Source organism: Marinobacterium litorale DSM 23545 (assembly GCF_000428985.1).
Taxonomy (GTDB): domain Bacteria; phylum Pseudomonadota; class Gammaproteobacteria; order Pseudomonadales; family Balneatricaceae; genus Marinobacterium_D; species Marinobacterium_D litorale.
The window spans coordinates 58,813-77,371 of sequence record NZ_AUAZ01000017.1 but is presented as its reverse complement, the minus strand read 5'-3'; the positions used below and the strand labels follow the sequence as shown (position 1 = coordinate 77,371).

Here is an 18,559-nt window from a genome sequence, read left to right as displayed (position 1 = left end):
CCTACAACACAGCAGCGGCTTTAATCGCCGTGTCAGCGACCTTCAGGGCCGTTCTTAGGGCATCGTTCACATACACAGCTTCAGTGAGCTGTCGAAACCGGGTATCCAGTATACGGATATCTCGATCAAAGGTACTGAAGGCGGCCCACTGTTCACCGGAGTAATCTGGCTCATGTTGGATCACAATGACCCGCAAATCGGTATACGCCGTCAGTATACGGGCGTACTCGATCTCAATGGCCGGCAGGCTAATGACGATTGAGCCAGGGTCACTCTCATACTTCTCGAGTGCAGCCGCTGATCGCTCCAATTGAGCCAGTGCCTCTGACACTATGGTCCGTTCGGTTTTGCTTAACTCAGTGGCTGTGACTACCTCAACGAGATCGCTGTTCTCGTATTGATACTTCACGTTTACAGCCGCACTGGTAACACCGACAACCTGTTCAGTTGTGGAAAGGTTGGAGCACCCCACCGTCAAAGCGATGAGGGAAAACAGAAAAGCAGTACGAAGTTTTTGCATGGTAACTCCCGTTAATTGAAGAGTACCCTGTAAGTGGTGGATTCTTATTATTAGCCGTATTTAACCCAAGTTTCTCCCAGCAGATTCAGTGCCTGCTCCTGCACACGGCAGATCAGCTCGATAGTGAACTGCCCCATGTTGTTGTCAGCGGTTTTCCAGGGCACGGTGTTCCCCAGGTACACAGCATTGTAGGCTTCAGTAGCTGTCGCGCCTTGTGCCACAGCTTGATTGAATTTCCAGTTGGCAATATCGACAACCCGATCCATACGGTCCATTGATTCTTCATCAGTCTGGAAGGTGAACCCGTCAACTGTGACCGTCTGATTCAGTGACTCTTCAGCACGTAGGGCTTTAGTGCCCTCCAGAACTGGGGGTTTATACACGGGTTTTGACTTGACCAGGTTGCCTCGTCTTGTAAGTTGTCTCTCTATCATGCTGTAGCCTTCCACAGATTCAGTTGAGCTTTGGTCACTTCCTGGCCGCTGTCCCCATTTATTTTAATTGTGACATCCCGGTAGGTATCACCAACGTCTGAAAACTCAACCTCGTCAGAATATGAAAGCATGTCTCCAGAAGGTTGGAGAGTGTGTCCTTGCCAATTGGATGCAAGGTACTTCTCAATGGTACCGTTATTACCTACGCCTATCTCACCTGATGGGGGTGCTTGGTAAGCTATTTTTGAAGTATCGGGGTGAGAGTACTTTTCAGAATAATAGCCCCAAGCCGCCTCACTATAAGCACAGGTTCGTATATAACTACCAGACATACGAATACTTTTATCCCCACTAGGGCTCATTACTACAGGGGCAGGTACTGTTTCAGACCTAATTAGAGTTGGATTACTGATATCTGCGACCGCAGGCAAGGAGTAAAGATAAAAAGTATCATCTGTGCATAACACCATAGTGGTATCACCTACTAACAGGTAACCATTCTTTATGATTGAAGGAAACGGCCCGAAATCGTCAACCAATGTTATGCCATTTTCTGGGTACCATGGAGTGGTAAGACTGTACCTATATAATCTCTTCGTAGTAGCCCCACCTACAAATAGATGCTTACCGTCATTACTGAGAAAAACACAGTAGGGGGTTGGTTCTTGACTACTTACTGAAACATCACCAACTGGTGAAGTTGGAAAATCTGTCCCCCATCCAGAAAGAATAAAATGAAAAACTTTGTCATAGGATGTATCGACTATATAAGCATGGGTGCCTGCGTTGTTTACAAATATACCTTTAGGATTTGGTGTGTAGGACGATGTTGATACGTAGGACATGGAAGAGGATGAAAAATCAAAGTCGTTACCATTGTACAGGTTATGTACTCGATCATATGTTGTAGAAATAGTATACGCGCTTGTGCCGTCTGGGCTAACTGTAAGTCCTGAAAAATCACCTGCTGATATGTAATCTGCACCTACTTCTGTTGAAATAGTAAAATCTAAGACAGCATTACTGTTAAAACTTAAATGTAAGAATTCATCAGTAGTAAAAAACTTATCAACTTGATACCCGGAGAACATTACTTTATTTGTAGCGTAGTCATATATTACAGAAACAAGGTCTTGCTCTTCACTTATATAGTTAGCTGTGGCCTCCACTGTAGCAGTGGAAAAATCATTTACTCCAACCCCCTTTATCAAATACAAATAGTGATTACCACTCTGTATAGCAGCTATAGTCATTCCATCTGGTAGTAGTGTTGCATAGTCATACGTGTAGCTAGTTATGGTGGTTTCATAATTAAACGAATTGGAGCTTAAATCACCTGCTGTAGATAAAGAGTAAGATACTATGGAGCGTACAGATCCATTTCCTATAACATAAATAAAGTCTTCTTCAGTACTTACACAAAATGACTTGGGAGCAGTTGTAAAAATACCAGTCAGGTCCATATATGAAGTAGGACTTGCTGGTAGTGTTGAAAAATCACCTGCTGTTCCTAGTTCATATTTTCGAATATAAAAGACACTGCTATCACTTACCATGGCATAAACAGAAGTGTGATCCTTATTCGGAAAAACCGACATAATAGATCCACTACTAAAAGTAACTATTTGAGTATATCCGCCAGAAAACCCATCAGATAATATACCAGGTGTATTTAACGAAATTTCATTAATGCCGGTACCGTACATAAAATAAAGTTTTGTCCCATCCAGGGATAGCCACCCACCAGAATACGTTGTGAGATTTCTAGGACTAGGTGAAACATCTGTAATACCGCCTTTTAAAGTACCTATTACTGAGTCTTGGGATAGCCGTATTTTTGTCGCATCTTGGTCTAACTCGTAATAGTCTGTAGTACCTATTTGAGATAGAAGGGTACCCAATGGTTCATTAGTATAAATTTCAGTTGCAGTCCACCCCGTCTTATCAACTGGTATAGGTGTGTGTGTGATCTCCAACTTCCCCTTCACCCAATCAGAATCACCGGCTTCTTGTGTTTGAATAGCGCTGATCCATTCAGCATTGTCTTGGTTAGCAATCATTAAACAGTCCACCCTGTGTTTGAAGAGAAAGTACCAAACCCGGCTGAGTCAATAATCACAGCGTCATCACCTGTTGTGGGAATGACTATGTTTATGATCAAAAGGGATTCGTTAACTATTGTGGTACCGATCCCTACTTCAGTTACCTCAACTGTAATTGTGGCGTTCGTATCGGCAGTTACAATCGGTAGCGTCCAATGAAGTAAATTGGCCACTTGCTGTACCGAGCCAGTAGAAACAGACGGGTAATACACCAGATACGGGTTGTAGTTAACGATCTGGAATGTGACTACTTCATCTTCAAGTGACGAAGAAGGTCCTTGTAATAAAGGTTGTTGAGGTGCTGCGAATGTTGATAAATACCCAACAAACCCTCGCCAGGTCGTTCCGTCATAAACGTATTTAACCTGGATATTGTTATCTGACAGCGTAGCATTTTGGGCTACTCCATCAATGGTTTCACCGTTGCGATCCACAGTCAGATTATTTGTCGCCCAGCTGGTTTTATCACACGCCAGAATTACTGTATCACCAGCACCTGGCGACGCTGGTAGTGTAATAGTGAAAGCCCCTGCTGTGGTATCTGCAATCACATACTGAGAAGCAGTAACGGTGGCGTTCGCTACTTTAAACACATACTCAAATCCGGCTCCTCCTGATGACTCGCCTAACGCAGTTAACTCGGCCCAAATAGCTGAATCATCAAATATCGTATCTGTGAATACGGCACCGGCTGGGACATCGGTTAGTACTTGGGTGGTGTTTACTTTACTGGCGAGTAAAGCGTCAACTTCACCCTCTGTGTAATAGAGATCATCATGGGCATGCGTGGTAGGCACACGAGGATCCGTTAAGCGTGAATCGTTACCTAATACCACTTGAGTAGATAAGGCATCACCAGTTCCTGGTACGTCACGGCTTGCAGCAGATCCGGCATCAGTTACCTGATTGAGGGAGTGTGTGTGAACCGATGCTGCTTTACCAGCTACCTCAGCTTGTAACGAGGTGTCATCATAAACAGTATCGGTAAACACCGCCCCAACAGGTACATTAGTTTGAACTTGGGCGTCATCAACTTTACCAGCCAACAGTGAATTTACTTCGGCTTCGGTATAGTAGCGATCATCATGTGTATGGGCCGTTGGATTTCGTGCATCGCTCAGCCGTGAATCGTTCCCAAGTACCACTTCTGTCGCGCTTGCATCGCCCGTCTCAGCGACGTTTTTGCTTGCAGCTGTTCCCGCATCAGAAACATCAGAAAGCACGTGTACGTGCCCCGTTGACGCTTTTCCAGCAACATCTGTTTGCAAGCTGCTGATCGACGCTTGAATTGCTGTATCGTCATAGACGGTATCGGTAAACACAGCGCTAGCCGGAACATCCGTCAGTACGCGTTCATTGTTAACCTTTCCATTAAGTAACGCGTTGGTTTCGGCTTCCGTGTAATACAGATCATCGTGCGTGTGAGCGGTCGGGGCTCGAGCATCAGAGAGACGCGAATCGTTGCCCAACACCACCTGAGCGGCTGAAGCGTTACCTGTCTCTGCTACATCGCGACTGGCTGCCGTTCCCACATCGCCTGCCTGCAATGCGGTATCCGCTTTACCACCTTGAGCAGCGGTTGCAAAATCAGTCACATCCGACGCCGCTGCGGTTCCAGCATCGATAATCTGACTCAGGACATGATTGTGCGTACTGTTGGCTTTACCGGCGATCTGATCCTGTAGAGCCGTATCGTCATACAGCGTGTCCGTAAACACCGCACCGGCCGGCACATCGGTCAGGACTCGACTGTTATCAACCTTTCCAGTCAGCAGTGAGTTAACTTCGGACTCGGTGTAATACACGTCGTCATGGTTATGCGTGGTTGGTGCGCGAGCATCGGACAGACGGCTGTCATTACCCAGTACTACTTCAGTGGCACTGGCATTACCTGTAACTGGGGTATTTTTAGTTGCTGCCGTGCCTAAATTGGCTCTTTGCTCATACTGAGGATGTGGGTCAGGATCTGCCTCGTGAGAATTTAATGAACCACTCGGTTCAAAGTCAGTAATTGATGCAGAGGCTGCACTACCAGCATCCAATATATCTTCCAGATAAATATCTGCATCTGAGCTGCCTACTCTGAACCAACCCAGACTTACAGGGTTATACACCAGGAGGTCATCTGTTTTGTAATACGTGCCACCCAAAGTACCGGCGACCGCAATACGATAAATAACTGAGCCTTCTGGAGGGGATGGTGGTAGATTACCGGGTGAGGCATCCCAATCACCCGCCATTGCCATACCATTAGTCAGGCCAGCTGCTGCTTGCTGAGCCTCGTCACGCGCCTGTTCAGCGGCAGTTTTGGCAGTTACCGCCTGATCTCTAGCGGTTTCTGAATCGGTTACATAACTGGCAATTGTTGATTGGGCTGTTTCAACTGCAGTTCTATCAGAGGCGACCTGTGCAGCATCCAATACTACTTGGTCAGTGTCATCAGACACCTGTTGAGCCAGTAACATAACTGTACTTTCAGACGCAGCGGCATTATTTGCATGATCTGAAGCAGCTGTAGCTGAACTAGCAGCATTGAGGGCGAAGGTTTCAACAGCTGTGCGATCATTCGCAACAGCTTGAGCTGCAGAGTCCACAGCAACCCTATCTGCATTAACTGCTGCTTTATCGGCAGCAACGGTTGCTGCATCCCCTTCTACAGCTATTCGATCTGAAGCAACGGTTGCTGCATCTAAAGTAATTTGCGCTGCATGAGCCTGAACTTCGCTTTTAGCGGCAGATACCGTAGTGGCATCACTGGTTACTTGAGCACTCAGTGTGACTACCTGAGCATGCTCATCTGCCGCTTTTTGGGCGTGGTGAAGTGCTGAATAACTGCCAGGGTACCCTGTGATTTCTATATCAACCGCATGTTCAGCCCACTCTGCTGCCATACTTTCATGGGCTGCCGAATCAACCTGTATACCCTGCATGTCCGTATACAGGTCGTCAATGACGGTTTTAGTAGCGTCAACATTTACGCTTGTGGTCTGTACCTGGCTCGCAGCTGCCTCGGCAGAGGCTTTATCTGAGGCTACTTGAATAGCGTCTGCAGCAACCTGAGCCGCATCCGCTGTAACCTGCAAGGTTAGAGTCTCAACTTCAGCTCGATCAGCTGACACAGTTAGCTCTGCTGCTTCAACGCTCACCTTATCAGCTGCAACCGAAGTACGAGCTGCCTCTACCGTTGCCTTATCTGTGGCCACTTGGGTAGCCATAGATTGAGCCAATGAAGCGCTATTACTAGCAGATTCCTCCAAAGATTGTACGTTGGCCTGAGCGGCTGTGATGGTATCCAGTGCAGCTATTACTGATACCAAATTAGCCTCAACCGCCGTTTTTGCAGTACTAACCGCAGTTGCATCAGTCCCAACTTGAGTGGCACTGGCTTCAACCGATAGGCGATCAGTAGAAACAGCAGCTTTGTCTGTACTAACTTGAGAGGCTAGAGCATTAATAGAGGTTAATAATGCTGACGTATCCAAATACGCTTGTTCAGCTGCAGCCTCAGAAGCAGAAATGGAATCGATAACTTCCTGGGTAATACCGATAAGGTCATACCGGCCCCATGTACTATTAGTGTGTATATACAGTGTTGAATCAGTTGTGTTGTAGTACACATCCCCATTTTGAATCGGGCTACCATCAACACGAGTCGTAGGCTCGCTACTTAAATCGCCATAAATGCGTTTAAGACTGTCTAATAGAGCACCATCGACTGCTTGAATAACGTCAATGTTATCAATTATCAGTTGGATATTATCTACAAGACTTCTAAAAAACTTATCTGTGAGAGCTGTTTTACTCTCAAAACTGGATTTTAAACCCACCCGCGCATCTCCAATTTAGTATTGTTGATGGTTTCATTCTGAAGTAGGTTGCTGTTTTGAATATCCAGAAGTGCCTTCTCGTATTTTGAGTAAAGGAATCCAGAGTTTTGAACGGCTTCCTGGTTTTGAAAACTACCGGTAATACGTGAACCCACGTAGTAAAGCAGCGGCTCCAAATAAGCAAACGAAAGGTCAACCTCAAAGGTTGTAGGGTCTGCAATATCGGTTGGAATACGCGGGTGATCGGCTCTATATATGATTGACACTGCAGAGCCAATAGTTTCGAAAGGAATCTGGATAACATTGTATTTAGGTGTATATACAGCCATAGCGGAATCAGCGTCATTTAGAGGTAGCTTAGTCCCATCCTCCATATAGACGCGTTCAATGACCAGTATATTGTCCTCAAACGGTTCATCTGCTGTGTCAATAATGTACTTAACCGGTTCAGTTGAGCCAGTATTACTGACAGCAAAATCTGAGTGCAGCGTATATATCGAATTACCAACCTGCTGATCAACAATAACCTCCTGCTGCTTCAAAGGAAGCCGCGTATGGAGGTTGGTAAGTCCAAGGTTAATCTGAGAAATAATCTTCGGGTAATCAGCCGGATCAATCTGCCCATTTTCACCAGTACCGAAGAAATATTGAGAAAGTTCACCTTCAGTAAGGTGACTGAAAATATCTGACAAGAGCATAAAAAACCCCGATGGTTATTTATCGGGGTTTAGTTTAAAGGATAGCTTTTAAACAATATAGGAGTTTATTCTGGAAACTGGTTCATCCTCCACATCCAACTCCCAATATTCTTTCTGGTCTATTTGGAGCAAATTAGCGATTTCAGACGGTTTCCACGCATTTAAACTACTCAACATGGAAATAGTATCGATAAAATCGTCGTGTTTGCTTTTAAAACCGCCCGGAGAAGCCAGAGACAACTCATCAATTGCCTCTATCATTTCCGGTGTATTCTTTAACTCCTCAGGGAAGAACATCTTCTTCGCCTTAAACATCGGCACCATGGTATTAAACCGCACCATTTTATTGGTGTTGGGTCGAATACCTGCCTTGCTATCATTCCCCTCCGACGCCAGATTGAAGTAGATGTTACGCGAGAGCATCTCATTCTGGATCCAGGCCACAAAACCGGCCTGCTGTCCCGTCACTTCCACCCCTACCGACTGCGGTCGGTATTCCTGAGCCAGTCTGAACAGATCATTCATGTTCTTGTCCATCAACTGGCGCTTACACACCCCATCTACCCACAACCAATCCCCGTTATGGTTATAGGCCCACACTGAAATAACCGAAAAGTCCGCACTGGTCTTCTCACTGGTGGCAAAGTCAGTCGTGATATAGAAGTTGAACCGGGAACGCTGATCTAAAACGAGGCTGCGGCGGTACCATTGGATATCATGGTCCTGAATCAGGCGATCATCATCGCTCATGATCCGCAACATAAGCTCTTGGTTGAAGGTATCTACCTTGCCGAGCTTAACAGCATCCGTGTACTGCTCCATCACGTAGTCATAGGTGAAACGATCCGGCCATGAGCCCTTGAAATCCTTACGATCACAGGGAAATTTCTCACACACCGGGAACACGTTCACATCCCATGCACCAGATTCCACCGCCTTATACAGCGGATCTTTCGCGTTAAAGGGGGTACCCGACCAAATAATCAGGTTCTTCTTAGGATGCAGCGCGTAGTTCACCGCCTTATAAACGGTATCCTCTACCGCTGATATAACCGTCGCAGATCGAGCGTCCTCATCACTGATCAGGTCATCAAGGACCGCCAGCTGGGGGCGTTTACCCATCTCCTTGGCACCACGCACACCCGTTTTTGCTCCATAACCTTTTATGATTAGGGTATTTCCATCAGCATTACGGAATTCCCAGCGGATATCCGTAAATTTAGCGAGTGGCACATACTGCTTCAGAAACTCGGAGTTCTCCCAGCGATACTCCAAGTTCTTACGCATGTTCTTCACACCGTTTTCGATGGAATCCGATACGTATAGAGCCAGGTCAACCTTACCGAACCCTGGAATTTCCCCATAGGTAGCGATATACAGGAACAGGTATTCACCCATTACTGTGGTTTTAGCGATACCTCGGTGGCAGAGGTTAGCGATGCGCCGGCCGCCCCGTGTCAGGGTATCCAGCATGTGGTAATGAACCAGTGGTGTCAGGTTCTCCTCACCATCCGCCCCGTTCACCATCTTGATAAAGGTTACAAACTCAAGGGCGAACTCACTGGGTACGTAATAAGGATCGACCGTATAGCTGGTGGAGTTAAGGTAGTCCTCTACCTTTTTGGCTCCTCCCAGGGCATCTTCGATTACGTCATGAACGGATAGGCTGCTCATCACCTGGCTCCTCATCTGGATCATCGTAATCATCAAACGCCGCCAATAGAGCAAGCGCAGCCAGAACCAGCAGTACCAAAAACAGTAAGCCACCGGTCATACAGAAGAAGACGATGGCACCTTGAGTCAAATCACTCATTACCCACCTCTCTGAACTCCCCTTCAATGGCCAGCTTGGTATGCGCAACTTCTTGAGCATCCATAGCACCGGACTGCATCATCAGCCGCTGTTGCCGTACCAGCTCAGCAGTCGATTCACGCAGGGCCTGAATGGTGGAGTCCTCTTTCATACCCACCTCCAGTTCTACCTTCTGTGTCTCCGGCATCTTCAAATGCGTCAAAATAGAGTTAGCCGCATCAGTACGTACTTTTTCCGACTGTGCCGTGATCATAAGTTCAGCCTGAACATTCAGAGCCTTCTGATAAAGGTCCTGGTTCAATACCCAACTGGGTACCAGACTCTGTTCATAGATCAGGTTCACCAGTTTGGATTTGTTATACGCCGTCACATAGGAGGCGATATCCTTTGAGTCCACACCACGGGTAATAAAATCCTGATACTTATCCGGAAAGGTTTTGGTATAGGCGACAATATTTGAATCACCGAGTAGCTTATAACTAACATACCGAACCGCATCCAGATAACTCTGGATCTTGAACTTACCTTTACTCATCACATTGGCGTAACCCAACAGGTTATCCCGATATACCTCACGGAATGCGGGATCACTGATTGTCTGGTTTACCTTATCAATGAGTTCTTGGTTTACTGACTTCTTTACTTGAGGGGGTAATGCTTTACGGAACTGTTCAGCCGTTAAAAGTCCACTCATTAAAATTGACTCCAACCACTTTAATGGTGTTTAGTTTATAGGCTTTATATACTAAATCCCACCATAGTTTTATTTGGAGTAAGTATGTAAAAAATATTGACGTCGGTTTTTTAAATTATATACTGACCTCGAGTTTTACAGATTTACATCTTCAAACTCGTATCCTGTAAGCGGTATCGGATTCAGTATCCAACTTAGGCCCACCTCTTTGGTGGGCTCTTTTTTGCCTGTAATATACACTCCCTCTGGTTCGACATCCCTCCGCTCGTAAACTCGCTCGGGTGTCTCTCATCGGTCGATAAAACCCCTTAATACCTTACCCCCTCTAAAACGCTCTATAAGCCTCTCTGAGCCAGCTCAAATAAAACAGGCCCGAGTATCAGGACCAGATAGTAGCCGCCCCGTCACGGAGCTAAATGGAGCCCTGGGGTTGGGGAAAAATACTCACAATATTATTTTGGAAGGGTTTTGGGAATTTTTTAATATTAGTACGGTTGTTGATAATAATTCTCAACTCGCATGGAGAGAATTTTTATAATCTAGGTACGGTTGCATTACTACAGTCCGCGAACCGGACAAACGAAACATCCCCCCCGGTGCTAATCCTCATAGCGCTCAGCTCCACCCACCCCACTCAGCCGCTTCGCGGGTGCCACGGTACCATCCAATCAATCAACCTAATCAATGGTGATCATCATGCAAGTATTCACAGCTATCGGCGCAGCCATTACTTCAGCCTGTAACGTAGTAGTCAGTGTATGCCAGGGCACTGAGAAGTACGCCTCAGCTTATGGCCGAGTAGGTAACATCGTAGACAGCACAGTAGCTCAGACCGAATCAGAGGTACTGGCAGAACTGGATATCAAACGCGATCAACTCGCTAAACAGATCGAAGAGAATCGCAAGCTACTCACTCAGCAGTAACCATAAGCGCTCCTACCTTCGGGTAGGGGCCTTAGTTCTTTAACACATACACAACACAACACCAGAGATAGTTCCGTCTTAGTAAGTAAGAACCGATACACTCCCGATATCCTAACTTGTTTGGGGTATCGGGCTTCTCAACTTCGGAGATAGAACTATGGAAACATTTCTGTACTACTTTGCCCACAGCTCAATGTACTTAATAACCAACCCAGAAATTACTCTATCCGGAATAGCTGGAATATCTGTTCTTGTTGGGATGGTTAAAATAGCGCTGTACAAATAATCTCACTGCCTTCGGGTGGTGAGTTCTTTTTCTTTCCCTTCTCTTGTGTGGTTGTAGATACACAAACACTACACGCACACCACACAGACACCGCGCGCATGAGCGTAACACTGATTACACTCACAAGCTCTAGGACTTTTTCCTATATCCAGTGTGGATACTCCGTAATCAACTCTTCTGCTAACTGGTTAGTTGGTTTGCCGCTTCGCGGATGGGATGGAGGCATCAAGGCCTTCGATTCTTAATCACTGAGGAGATACACCATGACTGCACTTGTACGTCGTAACACCGATTCCCAGGCTCCGGCTAATGGCAACAGCCGAAATTTTGAGGAGGCTGCTGCCTTCCTGAACGTGGCAGTAAAACTGGAAGGTGGTAAAGACCATCAGTTGGGCGGAATCCCGCTCCGACTGAGCAATGAGATTCATGCTGCCATTGTGGAGCTTGGAAGTCTCGAGGACCTGATCCTTGAATGCTCTCTCCATGTCGTGGAGAAGCGTGAGGGTCCGGTTACCTTCGCCAAGCCTACCGGTAAGAAATAACTCTCATCCCTCATCACCTTCGGGTGGTGGGGGAAATTTCTTTTATGGGAAAGATAGTAGATCCAACTCCAATAGGTATTTGTGGGTGGTGCTCTGTTGTTGTGGGTGCCGCTTCGCGGGTGTGGCGGGAATTAAAGATACTGGAGAGATAGCAATGGCACTGAATAAAATCGAAATGATCGATGCCCTGATTGGGATAATAAACTGCCAGGAAGATATAAGAGATAAAGAAGAAAGCGATGTGTGTGATATACACGCTTCTACTTATTTAAGACTTTCAGAAAATGGAGAAGAATTCATTCCAAGAGTATGTGATGAAGTAGATTGTATGTATTGCCCATTACATCCTACTAACACTTCTGAAGCTAAAGAGTTTCTTGAGGAAATCAAACCATTCGTTAAAGCCATACAGTTAATTGATAAGGAATAAGCGGTGAATATAAACCAGTTTCACTCAATGAATATATTGATATCCAACTTACTTCCAAAAAATAAAAAAGGATGCGGTAAGCTCTGTGTATTTATATCAGAACATAACTTTTGTACTGGAATTGAGTGTTTCGATTGTCCTTTGTATTCAGCTGAAAACTTAGAGGTATTTAAAAGAGATCTGGAAAAAGTAATTCCACTTATAAAAGCCACCAATTTAATTGAGGGCAACTCTAATGATAAAGGTAACTAATAAGTACAAAGATCCCAGACCGGGAATTTATATTGGTAGAGGCTCTCCTTTCGGTAATCCCTTCCCTATCAAAAAAGATGGTGATGATCGTAATACCGTCTGTGATAAGTACGAGGTGTATTTCCATCAGGAGATGAAACGCTCAGGAAGCCCTCTAAAAGCCGCTGTAGAGCATTTAATTGCTGAAGCATCCCAAGGTAAGGAAATTCTCCTTAAATGCTTCTGTAAACCTCTCCGGTGCCATGGTGACACGATTAAGAAATATGTGGAGGAACACATGATTGAGCCAGTACGAGTTCAGAAATATGGATGGGACCGTAAAGTCGGTTATCAGTGCAGCAGCAAAGGTGATAAACGATTCAGTGCTTACTTTGCTCGTATGCCGGATGGACGAACCATCGAAATGCACTACCAATGTGATGTTAAGGGTTACCTTCCAGGGGGCACTAACACGACATTAGGTAAAGGCAAACCACCACTTGATCCATCCAAGGATTTATACGCTGAATATCTGCAATTATGGAAAATATGGGCGGCTAACAATCCTGACCTAATCAGCGAATTGAAAGAAAAAGCCGATCAACATGGTCGGGTCTTGGCGGATTTCTTTGCCACTACTCCAGTAAATCAGGCGCGGGCACTGGCGGAAATACTGGATACGTGGGAAATACCTAAGAAGACTGAATCAACCAAAGTCCGCTGTGTCATTGCAGGGAGCCGTGATTTCAACGATTACGCGTTGCTTGAGAAAGAGATGGTGAAATATCTGAACCAGGTGGCTGAAACAACTGAGCAGATCACCATTATCTCAGGGAATGCCCGTGGAGCTGATTTACTGGGTGAGCGGTTTGCACAGGAATATGGCTTGAAGCTGGAACGATACCCAGCTGAATGGGATCGGTATGGGAAGCGTGCGGGATATCTGAGAAATGAACACATGGCCAATATCGTTAATCATGCAGTGATCTTTTGGGATGGAATATCAAAGGGTACTAAACACATGATCGATATTTGCGATAAAAAGAATATACCGGGTGTTGTGTTTAACTATGGAGATCAACCACCATGGGAGTAAAAAAGGATCCATACCTTATTGAAGATAGGGGCTATACAGTCCCTAAGATATTTACTGTCTTAACTGCAGGGGAAATGAAACAGAGCCTTCACCATTATTCTCAATTAATTAGTGATATCGAAGCAGGAAAACTAAAAAGACCGGAAGAAACAAAAGAAGCCTTTATGCAATATAAGGGTTGGTTTGAGCAACGACTCAAAGAAATAGAATTAACTAAGTTACTCACCAAGTAAATAAGCGCCACCGCCGTGGCGTTGCACAGATTCCCTCAAGAGACAAATAACATGGATAAAGAATTAGCGATGGGATTCATCGGGATCCTTTTCGTCTGTGCGTTATTGGCTGTGGTTGGAAATATGACCATTGAAGATGAATTAATGGAGGAAAAACATTATTGCAATGATGTGTTTAACGGGTTGTATCCGGATTATAACGGCCTGATGAGAAACGGTATCTGTAAGAAGTATGAGGAACCAAGTGATGATCAATCCGAAAGAAACGCAACGTCTCGTGGAGCATATGTACTCCAAAGCCAATATCAACAAAACCGTACTGAAAGCCATATACGATTCTGAAGAACTGGCCGCTATGGTTGATCAGGGTATAAAGCTACTTGAGCAATACATGGATGGTGAGTATTACGAAAGCAAGATGAAGCGAATCGCTCAGCTGTGGTTACTCGATACTAAAGAGATTGTAGAGGAAGTATTGGTCACCATCATCGTGATCGATAAGCCCATGTTGTTCACCTCTGTGGTGGGTCAGCTGGCCGGTGTATTGAACTTCGATAACAAGATCGAAGGGGCTAAAACCACTGCAGAGATACTGGCTGTGTTGTCTGACTTGGGTGCTTATGAGCTGTTCAAGACAGGCAAATACGATTCTATTCAGATCCAGAGCTTCTTTGAAATGGACCACCAACTAATGAATTTCATTAGGCAAACCAAGTACTTACCACCAATGGTATGCCCTCCTGAAGTCATTACCAGTAACTACGATAGCGGTTATCTAACCAAGAAGGAATCCATGATCCTTGGTTGGAATGCCTTCCATGAAGGGAACATCTGCCTGGACTCCATCAACAAGTTCAATCAGGTACCACTGAGCTTGAATGTGGAGTTGCTGAAGACTTATTCCGAAGCTCCTAAGCAGTTACTTACTGATCCTGAGAAACAGGAGCAATGGGAGAAGTTCGTTACTGATTCCTACGTGGTGTACCGAGATCTGGTGAAACAAGGCAACAAGTTCTGGTTGACCCATAAGGTCGATAAACGAGGACGTACCTATGCCCAGGGCTACCATGTATCGAGTCAGGGAAATGCCTTTAGAAAGGCGATCCTTGAGCTACATGATAAAGAGGTAGTGGAAGGTGTCGAATAATCCCCATGACAAAATACGCAGCAAAATAAAACATGATGCAAAGGTATATGCGCTTAAATTAGAGCAAGAGAAATATAAAAAACTACTAAACAGCTCACATAGCACCATGGTTAATTGCTGGTATCAAACCTGTTATGACCGAGCTGTTCAAAAGTTAAAAGAATTAGAACTAGAGGAGCTATTAACACGAGGATCCTAATATGGTTGCTAAAAACCCTGATGATGGATATGAACCTTTATGGCACCAAGGCAATGAAAACCCTATTGGCTTATACTCCATGGAAACCCGTCATATTCAGAATGCTCTGAATCGCTATTATGGTCGAGGTTATCCTAAAAACTCTTGGCAACATCATTATGCTGACTTCTGGATAAAAGAGTTTATTGAAGAACTCCAAGCTCGTGAAGGAGAAATGCAGAGAGATCCAGTTACTAATGAGTGGCTGCATTACAAGGATATTATTGAACACAGAAAAGCCTCTCGATTGATATTAGGCCTTCCGCCTATGAAACCCTCTCGAAAACTAAAAAGCACATCCGAATATACTCCACCTAAAGTATCTCTATTCAGTTGAGGCAATAGCCTCTTAGGAGGTTATATGTCTGTCCCTTTGTCCGAGATGACGTTGGATGAATTAAAAAAAGAGAAAGCGTTATTCCAAGATCTAAAAGATGAGTTTGAATATTACACTCATCAACGAAAAGCTACAGAAAAGCGTTTAGCCAAAATAGAAGAACAGATAAAAATTCGCAAAGTTGAAAAATTAATAACTGGAGAATAATCGTGCAGACATTCACTGGCTATCAGTACCTAATGATCGATGCCGCCAACCACTTCGGCATGGATAAAGAGCTGTTCGAAACCCGCATTCAGTGGGTGAAAGATAATATGAACCAGCTGGAAATGCTGGTGGATCAAGCAGATAAGCCTCCCCTGTTTCTAGCTGCTGTCATGGCTATTCGTGATGCACAGGCTGGTAAACCTTCTGGCCATCTGGTGGGCTTTGACAGTTGCTCCAGTGGTCTACAGTTCATGGCTGTGATGATTGGCTGCGAAGAGACAGCCAAGAACACAGGCCTTGTCGATCCGAGTGTACGGGCTGATATGTATTCCACCTGTACCGACACCATGAACCAGCTCCTGATCAAAGAAGGAATCTCAGTAGCACCTGAGCGTAGCGAGGTTAAATCTGCTCAGATGTGCCATTTCTATGGCTCCAGAGCCAAGCCCAAGGAGATCTTTGGTGAGGATACTGTTGAGCTGGAGAAGTTCTATGAGGCCCAGTACATCGTGGCTCCAGGCGCTGTAGACGTGATGGACACATTCCTGGCGTCATGGGATCGCGATGCTCGAGCACACGAGTGGACACTTCCGGATGGCTTCAAAGCACGCTGTAAGGTGAAGTATGCCTTTGATGTGGAGATCGAAGTGGATGAGCTGGATCATGCTCAGTTCACTCATCGGTTCTATGAGAACCTCTCTACCAATGAATACCAAGCCAAGATTGGTGAGCCGGTAAAGGATGGTCTGTCTAACGCAGCCAACCTGACTCACTCAGTTGATGGCATGGTGGTACGAGAAATGAACCGCCGCTGTAACTACAATCCGGATCAGTTGAAAGGAGCATTGACCTTCATTGAGCGCGTTCTGGAAGAGCGTAACTGTAGCCAGCCCATGCCGATCGATCGATCCAAGTTCATGTCACTGGTTCATGTGGAAACACTGGATCGACTCACTGTAGGTGGATATACCAATGATCAACTGCTTCAGCTGAAAGAAGTAATTGAAGCCTCCCTAAACCACAAACCATTCCCTATCATTTGCGTACACGATGAGTTCAAGTGTCACGCGAACAACTGCAATGCGCTGCGTCAGACCTATATTGATATTCTCGCAGAATTGGCTGATAGCAACATACTGGAAGACCTACTGACTCAAGTATTCGGTGAGCCAGTACCCATCCAGAAACGATCCAATAGCCTTTCTACTTTGATCCGTCAGAGTAACTACGCTCTATCTTGATCAACTGGCCTATCCCTTCGGGGATGGGCCTTTATTTTTTCTGATTCCAGTTAAATAAGGGGTGCCTCCGGCACCCTTCCTGAACGTGTCTTGGAGAACTTCTCCAAGAACTCATACCGATATACTAACTTTACGAATTTTCCATTTATTGGCGATATACAGCCGATAGGTTAAATCCCCTTTTAAGGAGCCAGTATGGCTGAAGAAAACACTCTTGTGCTTGAAGTACTCAAGCGCAACAAACGCCCTATTTTCTCTACTAAGGATAGTCTGGAAGAAGCCCTTCATGAGGCAAACCAGATCCTGGTAGATGCACCGGTCAACAAGGTGCAAGCCGCCCTTTCGGTTTACCACAACACGCTTCTGAGTGAGCTGGAGAAGCAGATTAAGACGCTTCACTAGGAGATATCATGCACCACTACATGATCTACCTAAAGGAAACTGACACCAGTTTTATTTCTTACGAATACACTGCTGAATCAATAACCCAAGCCATTGAGATGGTTCAAGCTGAAAAGCCCAACTGTGTAATCGGTGCCATTCAAAGACTGGGTACAGGTTTACCTATTACTGATGTTGTCTCAGCCACTATGGCGTTTAACGAACTCATGAAAGCTCATCCCTATCTAGAAAACAGCGGCTTCAACATGAGCATCATTAACATGCTTCTCTGTAAAGAGGAGCAACAAGAGAACATTGTTCACTGAGGTCGTATGTCGAGTAACTACCAACCCGGTAAGGGTCTGTTTACTCGTGAGGGTTTAGAAGATGCCCAAATCATTATCCGTAAAGGTGGCCGTTATCGTCAGCTAAAACTCTACCGTCGAGGTAGTCAGCTCTTTATGAAGATGGGCGCTGACTTTATCGCACTGCTGAGTAACGGTCGCACAGCCAATTTCGATTGGTCCTGGGATGAGATCTCTGGAGTTAAACCTGTAACAGGTGAAATGGACCGCCTGCATCTACTTGAAGAAGTTGAGCCACCTAAAGCTCAAAAGAAAACCCAACGGCGCAAAACTGCACCTAAAGTAGTAGGTACGAACGCATGAGAATGATCGCTATCGCCTTGTGCGTGTTCTATCTAACCGTTACCAGTATTTACGCAACCCAGGCAGTTATGGGGAGCGTTGTACTTCATGTACTTTTATCCCTCGCCAGCATTTACCTTGTCGTCTACTACGCCGTATATGTTGCACGCATCATTGAGCGTCGAGTTAAGGAGCGTAAAGCCGCTGAGGAGGCTAATTTAAAAAGGAAATAACATGACCGCCCAACTTGATAGTGAGATCCAGGATCTCAAAGAAGCCCTGGCTCAGGCCCTTACCACGCTTTCAATTACCAAACATGAGTTGGCCGCCACTCAAGGCCTGTTTCGGTGCTATCGTGATAACGTCCGTCACGTTCTCGATCTGAATGATGAGCTGAAGAAATCAGCAACTTACGTACTGGAAGACTACCGGTGCGCCATCAACTGCCTTGAATTCGAGGAAGAACGCGAAGAAGCCATGGCATTGGCTGATGACCTGCAAGACCGTCTCAACGCCTTCAACTGATTAGCG

At 45.4% G+C, this 18,559-nt stretch carries 22 protein-coding genes; 14 read left to right on the top strand and 8 right to left on the bottom strand.

The window, feature by feature from the left end; genetic code table 11:
• Window position 1 precedes the first annotated feature (1 nt).
• Genes G403_RS0113410 through G403_RS0113375 form a run of 8 tightly spaced genes read right to left on the bottom strand, consistent with a single transcriptional unit; the run spans window position 2 to window position 10,088 of the window.
• Entirely contained in the window at window positions 2–520 is a 519-nt protein-coding gene (locus G403_RS0113410) for a hypothetical protein (RefSeq protein ID WP_027854438.1), read from the bottom strand.
• 50 nt (window positions 521–570) lie between these two features.
• On the bottom strand, window positions 571–903 hold the full coding sequence (locus tag G403_RS0113405) for a hypothetical protein (RefSeq protein WP_027854437.1): 333 nt from the start codon (window positions 901–903) through the stop codon (window positions 571–573).
• A 47-nt stretch (window positions 904–950) separates the two neighbouring features.
• Window positions 951–3,014: a hypothetical protein gene (locus tag G403_RS25315; RefSeq protein ID WP_156899703.1), complete on the bottom strand. Its 2,064-nt coding sequence runs from the start codon at window positions 3,012–3,014 to the stop codon at window positions 951–953.
• Window positions 3,014–6,883 (bottom strand): hypothetical protein, encoded by a 3,870-nt coding sequence (locus G403_RS0113395; protein WP_027854436.1) that lies wholly within the window; start codon window positions 6,881–6,883, stop codon window positions 3,014–3,016. The genes G403_RS25315 and G403_RS0113395 overlap by 1 nt, the downstream gene beginning before the upstream one ends.
• Window positions 6,874–7,581, bottom strand: a complete 708-nt coding sequence (locus tag G403_RS23300; RefSeq protein ID WP_051299007.1) for a hypothetical protein — start codon at window positions 7,579–7,581, stop codon at window positions 6,874–6,876. The genes G403_RS0113395 and G403_RS23300 overlap by 10 nt, the downstream gene beginning before the upstream one ends.
• 48 nt (window positions 7,582–7,629) lie before the next feature.
• The gene (locus G403_RS0113385) at window positions 7,630–9,255 is read right to left on the bottom strand and encodes a hypothetical protein (protein ID WP_051299005.1); all 1,626 of its coding nucleotides are present in this window, start codon (window positions 9,253–9,255) and stop codon (window positions 7,630–7,632) included.
• Window positions 9,233–9,394 carry a hypothetical protein gene (locus G403_RS25310; RefSeq protein WP_156899702.1) on the bottom strand — a complete coding sequence of 54 codons (162 nt, stop codon included), beginning with the start codon at window positions 9,392–9,394 and terminating at the stop codon, window positions 9,233–9,235. Before G403_RS25310 ends, G403_RS0113385 begins: the two co-directional genes overlap by 23 nt.
• Window positions 9,387–10,088 carry a hypothetical protein gene (locus tag G403_RS0113375; RefSeq protein WP_027854434.1) on the bottom strand — a complete coding sequence of 234 codons (702 nt, stop codon included), beginning with the start codon at window positions 10,086–10,088 and terminating at the stop codon, window positions 9,387–9,389. The genes G403_RS25310 and G403_RS0113375 overlap by 8 nt, the downstream gene beginning before the upstream one ends.
• Window positions 10,089–10,784: 696 nt before the next feature.
• On the opposite strand from G403_RS0113375, the gene G403_RS0113370 reads away from it, so the two are divergent.
• From G403_RS0113370 to G403_RS0113290, 14 genes are all read left to right on the top strand, one after another.
• The gene (locus G403_RS0113370; RefSeq protein ID WP_027854433.1) at window positions 10,785–11,012 is read left to right on the top strand and encodes a hypothetical protein; all 228 of its coding nucleotides are present in this window, start codon (window positions 10,785–10,787) and stop codon (window positions 11,010–11,012) included.
• A gap of 549 nt (window positions 11,013–11,561) precedes the next feature.
• Window positions 11,562–11,840 carry a hypothetical protein gene (locus tag G403_RS0113365; protein WP_027854432.1) on the top strand — a complete coding sequence of 93 codons (279 nt, stop codon included), beginning with the start codon at window positions 11,562–11,564 and terminating at the stop codon, window positions 11,838–11,840.
• Window positions 11,841–11,994: 154 nt separating this feature from the next.
• Window positions 11,995–12,270, top strand: a complete 276-nt coding sequence (locus tag G403_RS0113360; protein WP_027854431.1) for a hypothetical protein — start codon at window positions 11,995–11,997, stop codon at window positions 12,268–12,270.
• A 235-nt stretch (window positions 12,271–12,505) separates the two neighbouring features.
• Window positions 12,506–13,597, top strand: a complete 1,092-nt coding sequence (locus G403_RS25550; RefSeq protein WP_211232682.1) for a DUF4326 domain-containing protein — start codon at window positions 12,506–12,508, stop codon at window positions 13,595–13,597.
• Window positions 13,588–13,830 (top strand): hypothetical protein, encoded by a 243-nt coding sequence (locus tag G403_RS0113340; RefSeq protein ID WP_027854430.1) that lies wholly within the window; start codon window positions 13,588–13,590, stop codon window positions 13,828–13,830. The genes G403_RS25550 and G403_RS0113340 overlap by 10 nt, the downstream gene beginning before the upstream one ends.
• A 51-nt stretch (window positions 13,831–13,881) precedes the next feature.
• On the top strand, window positions 13,882–14,172 hold the full coding sequence (locus tag G403_RS25470) for a hypothetical protein (RefSeq protein ID WP_036233773.1): 291 nt from the start codon (window positions 13,882–13,884) through the stop codon (window positions 14,170–14,172).
• A complete protein-coding gene (locus G403_RS0113330; protein ID WP_051299002.1) occupies window positions 14,078–14,977 on the top strand; it encodes a hypothetical protein in 900 nt (299 codons plus the stop codon). The genes G403_RS25470 and G403_RS0113330 overlap by 95 nt, the downstream gene beginning before the upstream one ends.
• Before the next feature lie 200 nt (window positions 14,978–15,177).
• The gene (locus G403_RS25305) at window positions 15,178–15,552 is read left to right on the top strand and encodes a hypothetical protein (RefSeq protein WP_156899701.1); all 375 of its coding nucleotides are present in this window, start codon (window positions 15,178–15,180) and stop codon (window positions 15,550–15,552) included.
• 24 nt (window positions 15,553–15,576) lie between these two features.
• On the top strand, window positions 15,577–15,759 hold the full coding sequence (locus G403_RS0113320) for a hypothetical protein (RefSeq protein ID WP_027854427.1): 183 nt from the start codon (window positions 15,577–15,579) through the stop codon (window positions 15,757–15,759).
• A gap of 2 nt (window positions 15,760–15,761) precedes the next feature.
• On the top strand, window positions 15,762–17,000 hold the full coding sequence (locus G403_RS0113315) for a DNA-directed RNA polymerase (protein WP_027854426.1): 1,239 nt from the start codon (window positions 15,762–15,764) through the stop codon (window positions 16,998–17,000).
• A gap of 195 nt (window positions 17,001–17,195) precedes the next feature.
• Window positions 17,196–17,402 (top strand): hypothetical protein, encoded by a 207-nt coding sequence (locus tag G403_RS0113310; protein ID WP_027854425.1) that lies wholly within the window; start codon window positions 17,196–17,198, stop codon window positions 17,400–17,402.
• A gap of 8 nt (window positions 17,403–17,410) precedes the next feature.
• On the top strand, window positions 17,411–17,707 hold the full coding sequence (locus G403_RS0113305) for a hypothetical protein (protein ID WP_027854424.1): 297 nt from the start codon (window positions 17,411–17,413) through the stop codon (window positions 17,705–17,707).
• Between the two features lie 6 nt (window positions 17,708–17,713).
• The gene (locus tag G403_RS0113300; protein ID WP_027854423.1) at window positions 17,714–18,049 is read left to right on the top strand and encodes a hypothetical protein; all 336 of its coding nucleotides are present in this window, start codon (window positions 17,714–17,716) and stop codon (window positions 18,047–18,049) included.
• 213 nt (window positions 18,050–18,262) lie between these two features.
• Window positions 18,263–18,553 carry a hypothetical protein gene (locus G403_RS0113290; protein ID WP_027854421.1) on the top strand — a complete coding sequence of 97 codons (291 nt, stop codon included), beginning with the start codon at window positions 18,263–18,265 and terminating at the stop codon, window positions 18,551–18,553.
• Window positions 18,554–18,559: the final 6 nt, after the last annotated feature.

What these genes read in the sequence shown, in the direction of transcription:
- G403_RS0113410 (WP_027854438.1), bottom strand. Translation starts at nt 520, where the DNA reads ATGCAAAAACTTCGTACTGCTTTTCTGTTTTCCCTCATCGCTTTGACG.
- G403_RS25315 (WP_156899703.1), bottom strand. Translation starts at nt 3,014, where the DNA reads ATGATTGCTAACCAAGACAATGCTGAATGGATCAGCGCTATTCAAACA.
- G403_RS23300 (WP_051299007.1), bottom strand. Translation starts at nt 7,581, where the DNA reads ATGCTCTTGTCAGATATTTTCAGTCACCTTACTGAAGGTGAACTTTCT.
- G403_RS0113385 (WP_051299005.1), bottom strand. Translation starts at nt 9,255, where the DNA reads ATGAGCAGCCTATCCGTTCATGACGTAATCGAAGATGCCCTGGGAGGA.
- G403_RS25310 (WP_156899702.1), bottom strand. Translation starts at nt 9,394, where the DNA reads ATGAGTGATTTGACTCAAGGTGCCATCGTCTTCTTCTGTATGACCGGT.
- G403_RS0113375 (WP_027854434.1), bottom strand. Translation starts at nt 10,088, where the DNA reads ATGAGTGGACTTTTAACGGCTGAACAGTTCCGTAAAGCATTACCCCCT.
- G403_RS0113370 (WP_027854433.1), top strand. Translation starts at nt 10,785, where the DNA reads ATGCAAGTATTCACAGCTATCGGCGCAGCCATTACTTCAGCCTGTAAC.
- G403_RS0113365 (WP_027854432.1), top strand. Translation starts at nt 11,562, where the DNA reads ATGACTGCACTTGTACGTCGTAACACCGATTCCCAGGCTCCGGCTAAT.
- G403_RS0113360 (WP_027854431.1), top strand. Translation starts at nt 11,995, where the DNA reads ATGGCACTGAATAAAATCGAAATGATCGATGCCCTGATTGGGATAATA.
- G403_RS25550 (WP_211232682.1), top strand. Translation starts at nt 12,506, where the DNA reads ATGATAAAGGTAACTAATAAGTACAAAGATCCCAGACCGGGAATTTAT.
- G403_RS0113340 (WP_027854430.1), top strand. Translation starts at nt 13,588, where the DNA reads ATGGGAGTAAAAAAGGATCCATACCTTATTGAAGATAGGGGCTATACA.
- G403_RS25470 (WP_036233773.1), top strand. Translation starts at nt 13,882, where the DNA reads ATGGATAAAGAATTAGCGATGGGATTCATCGGGATCCTTTTCGTCTGT.
- G403_RS0113330 (WP_051299002.1), top strand. Translation starts at nt 14,078, where the DNA reads ATGATCAATCCGAAAGAAACGCAACGTCTCGTGGAGCATATGTACTCC.
- G403_RS25305 (WP_156899701.1), top strand. Translation starts at nt 15,178, where the DNA reads ATGGTTGCTAAAAACCCTGATGATGGATATGAACCTTTATGGCACCAA.
- G403_RS0113320 (WP_027854427.1), top strand. Translation starts at nt 15,577, where the DNA reads ATGTCTGTCCCTTTGTCCGAGATGACGTTGGATGAATTAAAAAAAGAG.
- G403_RS0113310 (WP_027854425.1), top strand. Translation starts at nt 17,196, where the DNA reads ATGGCTGAAGAAAACACTCTTGTGCTTGAAGTACTCAAGCGCAACAAA.
- G403_RS0113305 (WP_027854424.1), top strand. Translation starts at nt 17,411, where the DNA reads ATGCACCACTACATGATCTACCTAAAGGAAACTGACACCAGTTTTATT.
- G403_RS0113300 (WP_027854423.1), top strand. Translation starts at nt 17,714, where the DNA reads ATGTCGAGTAACTACCAACCCGGTAAGGGTCTGTTTACTCGTGAGGGT.
- G403_RS0113290 (WP_027854421.1), top strand. Translation starts at nt 18,263, where the DNA reads ATGACCGCCCAACTTGATAGTGAGATCCAGGATCTCAAAGAAGCCCTG.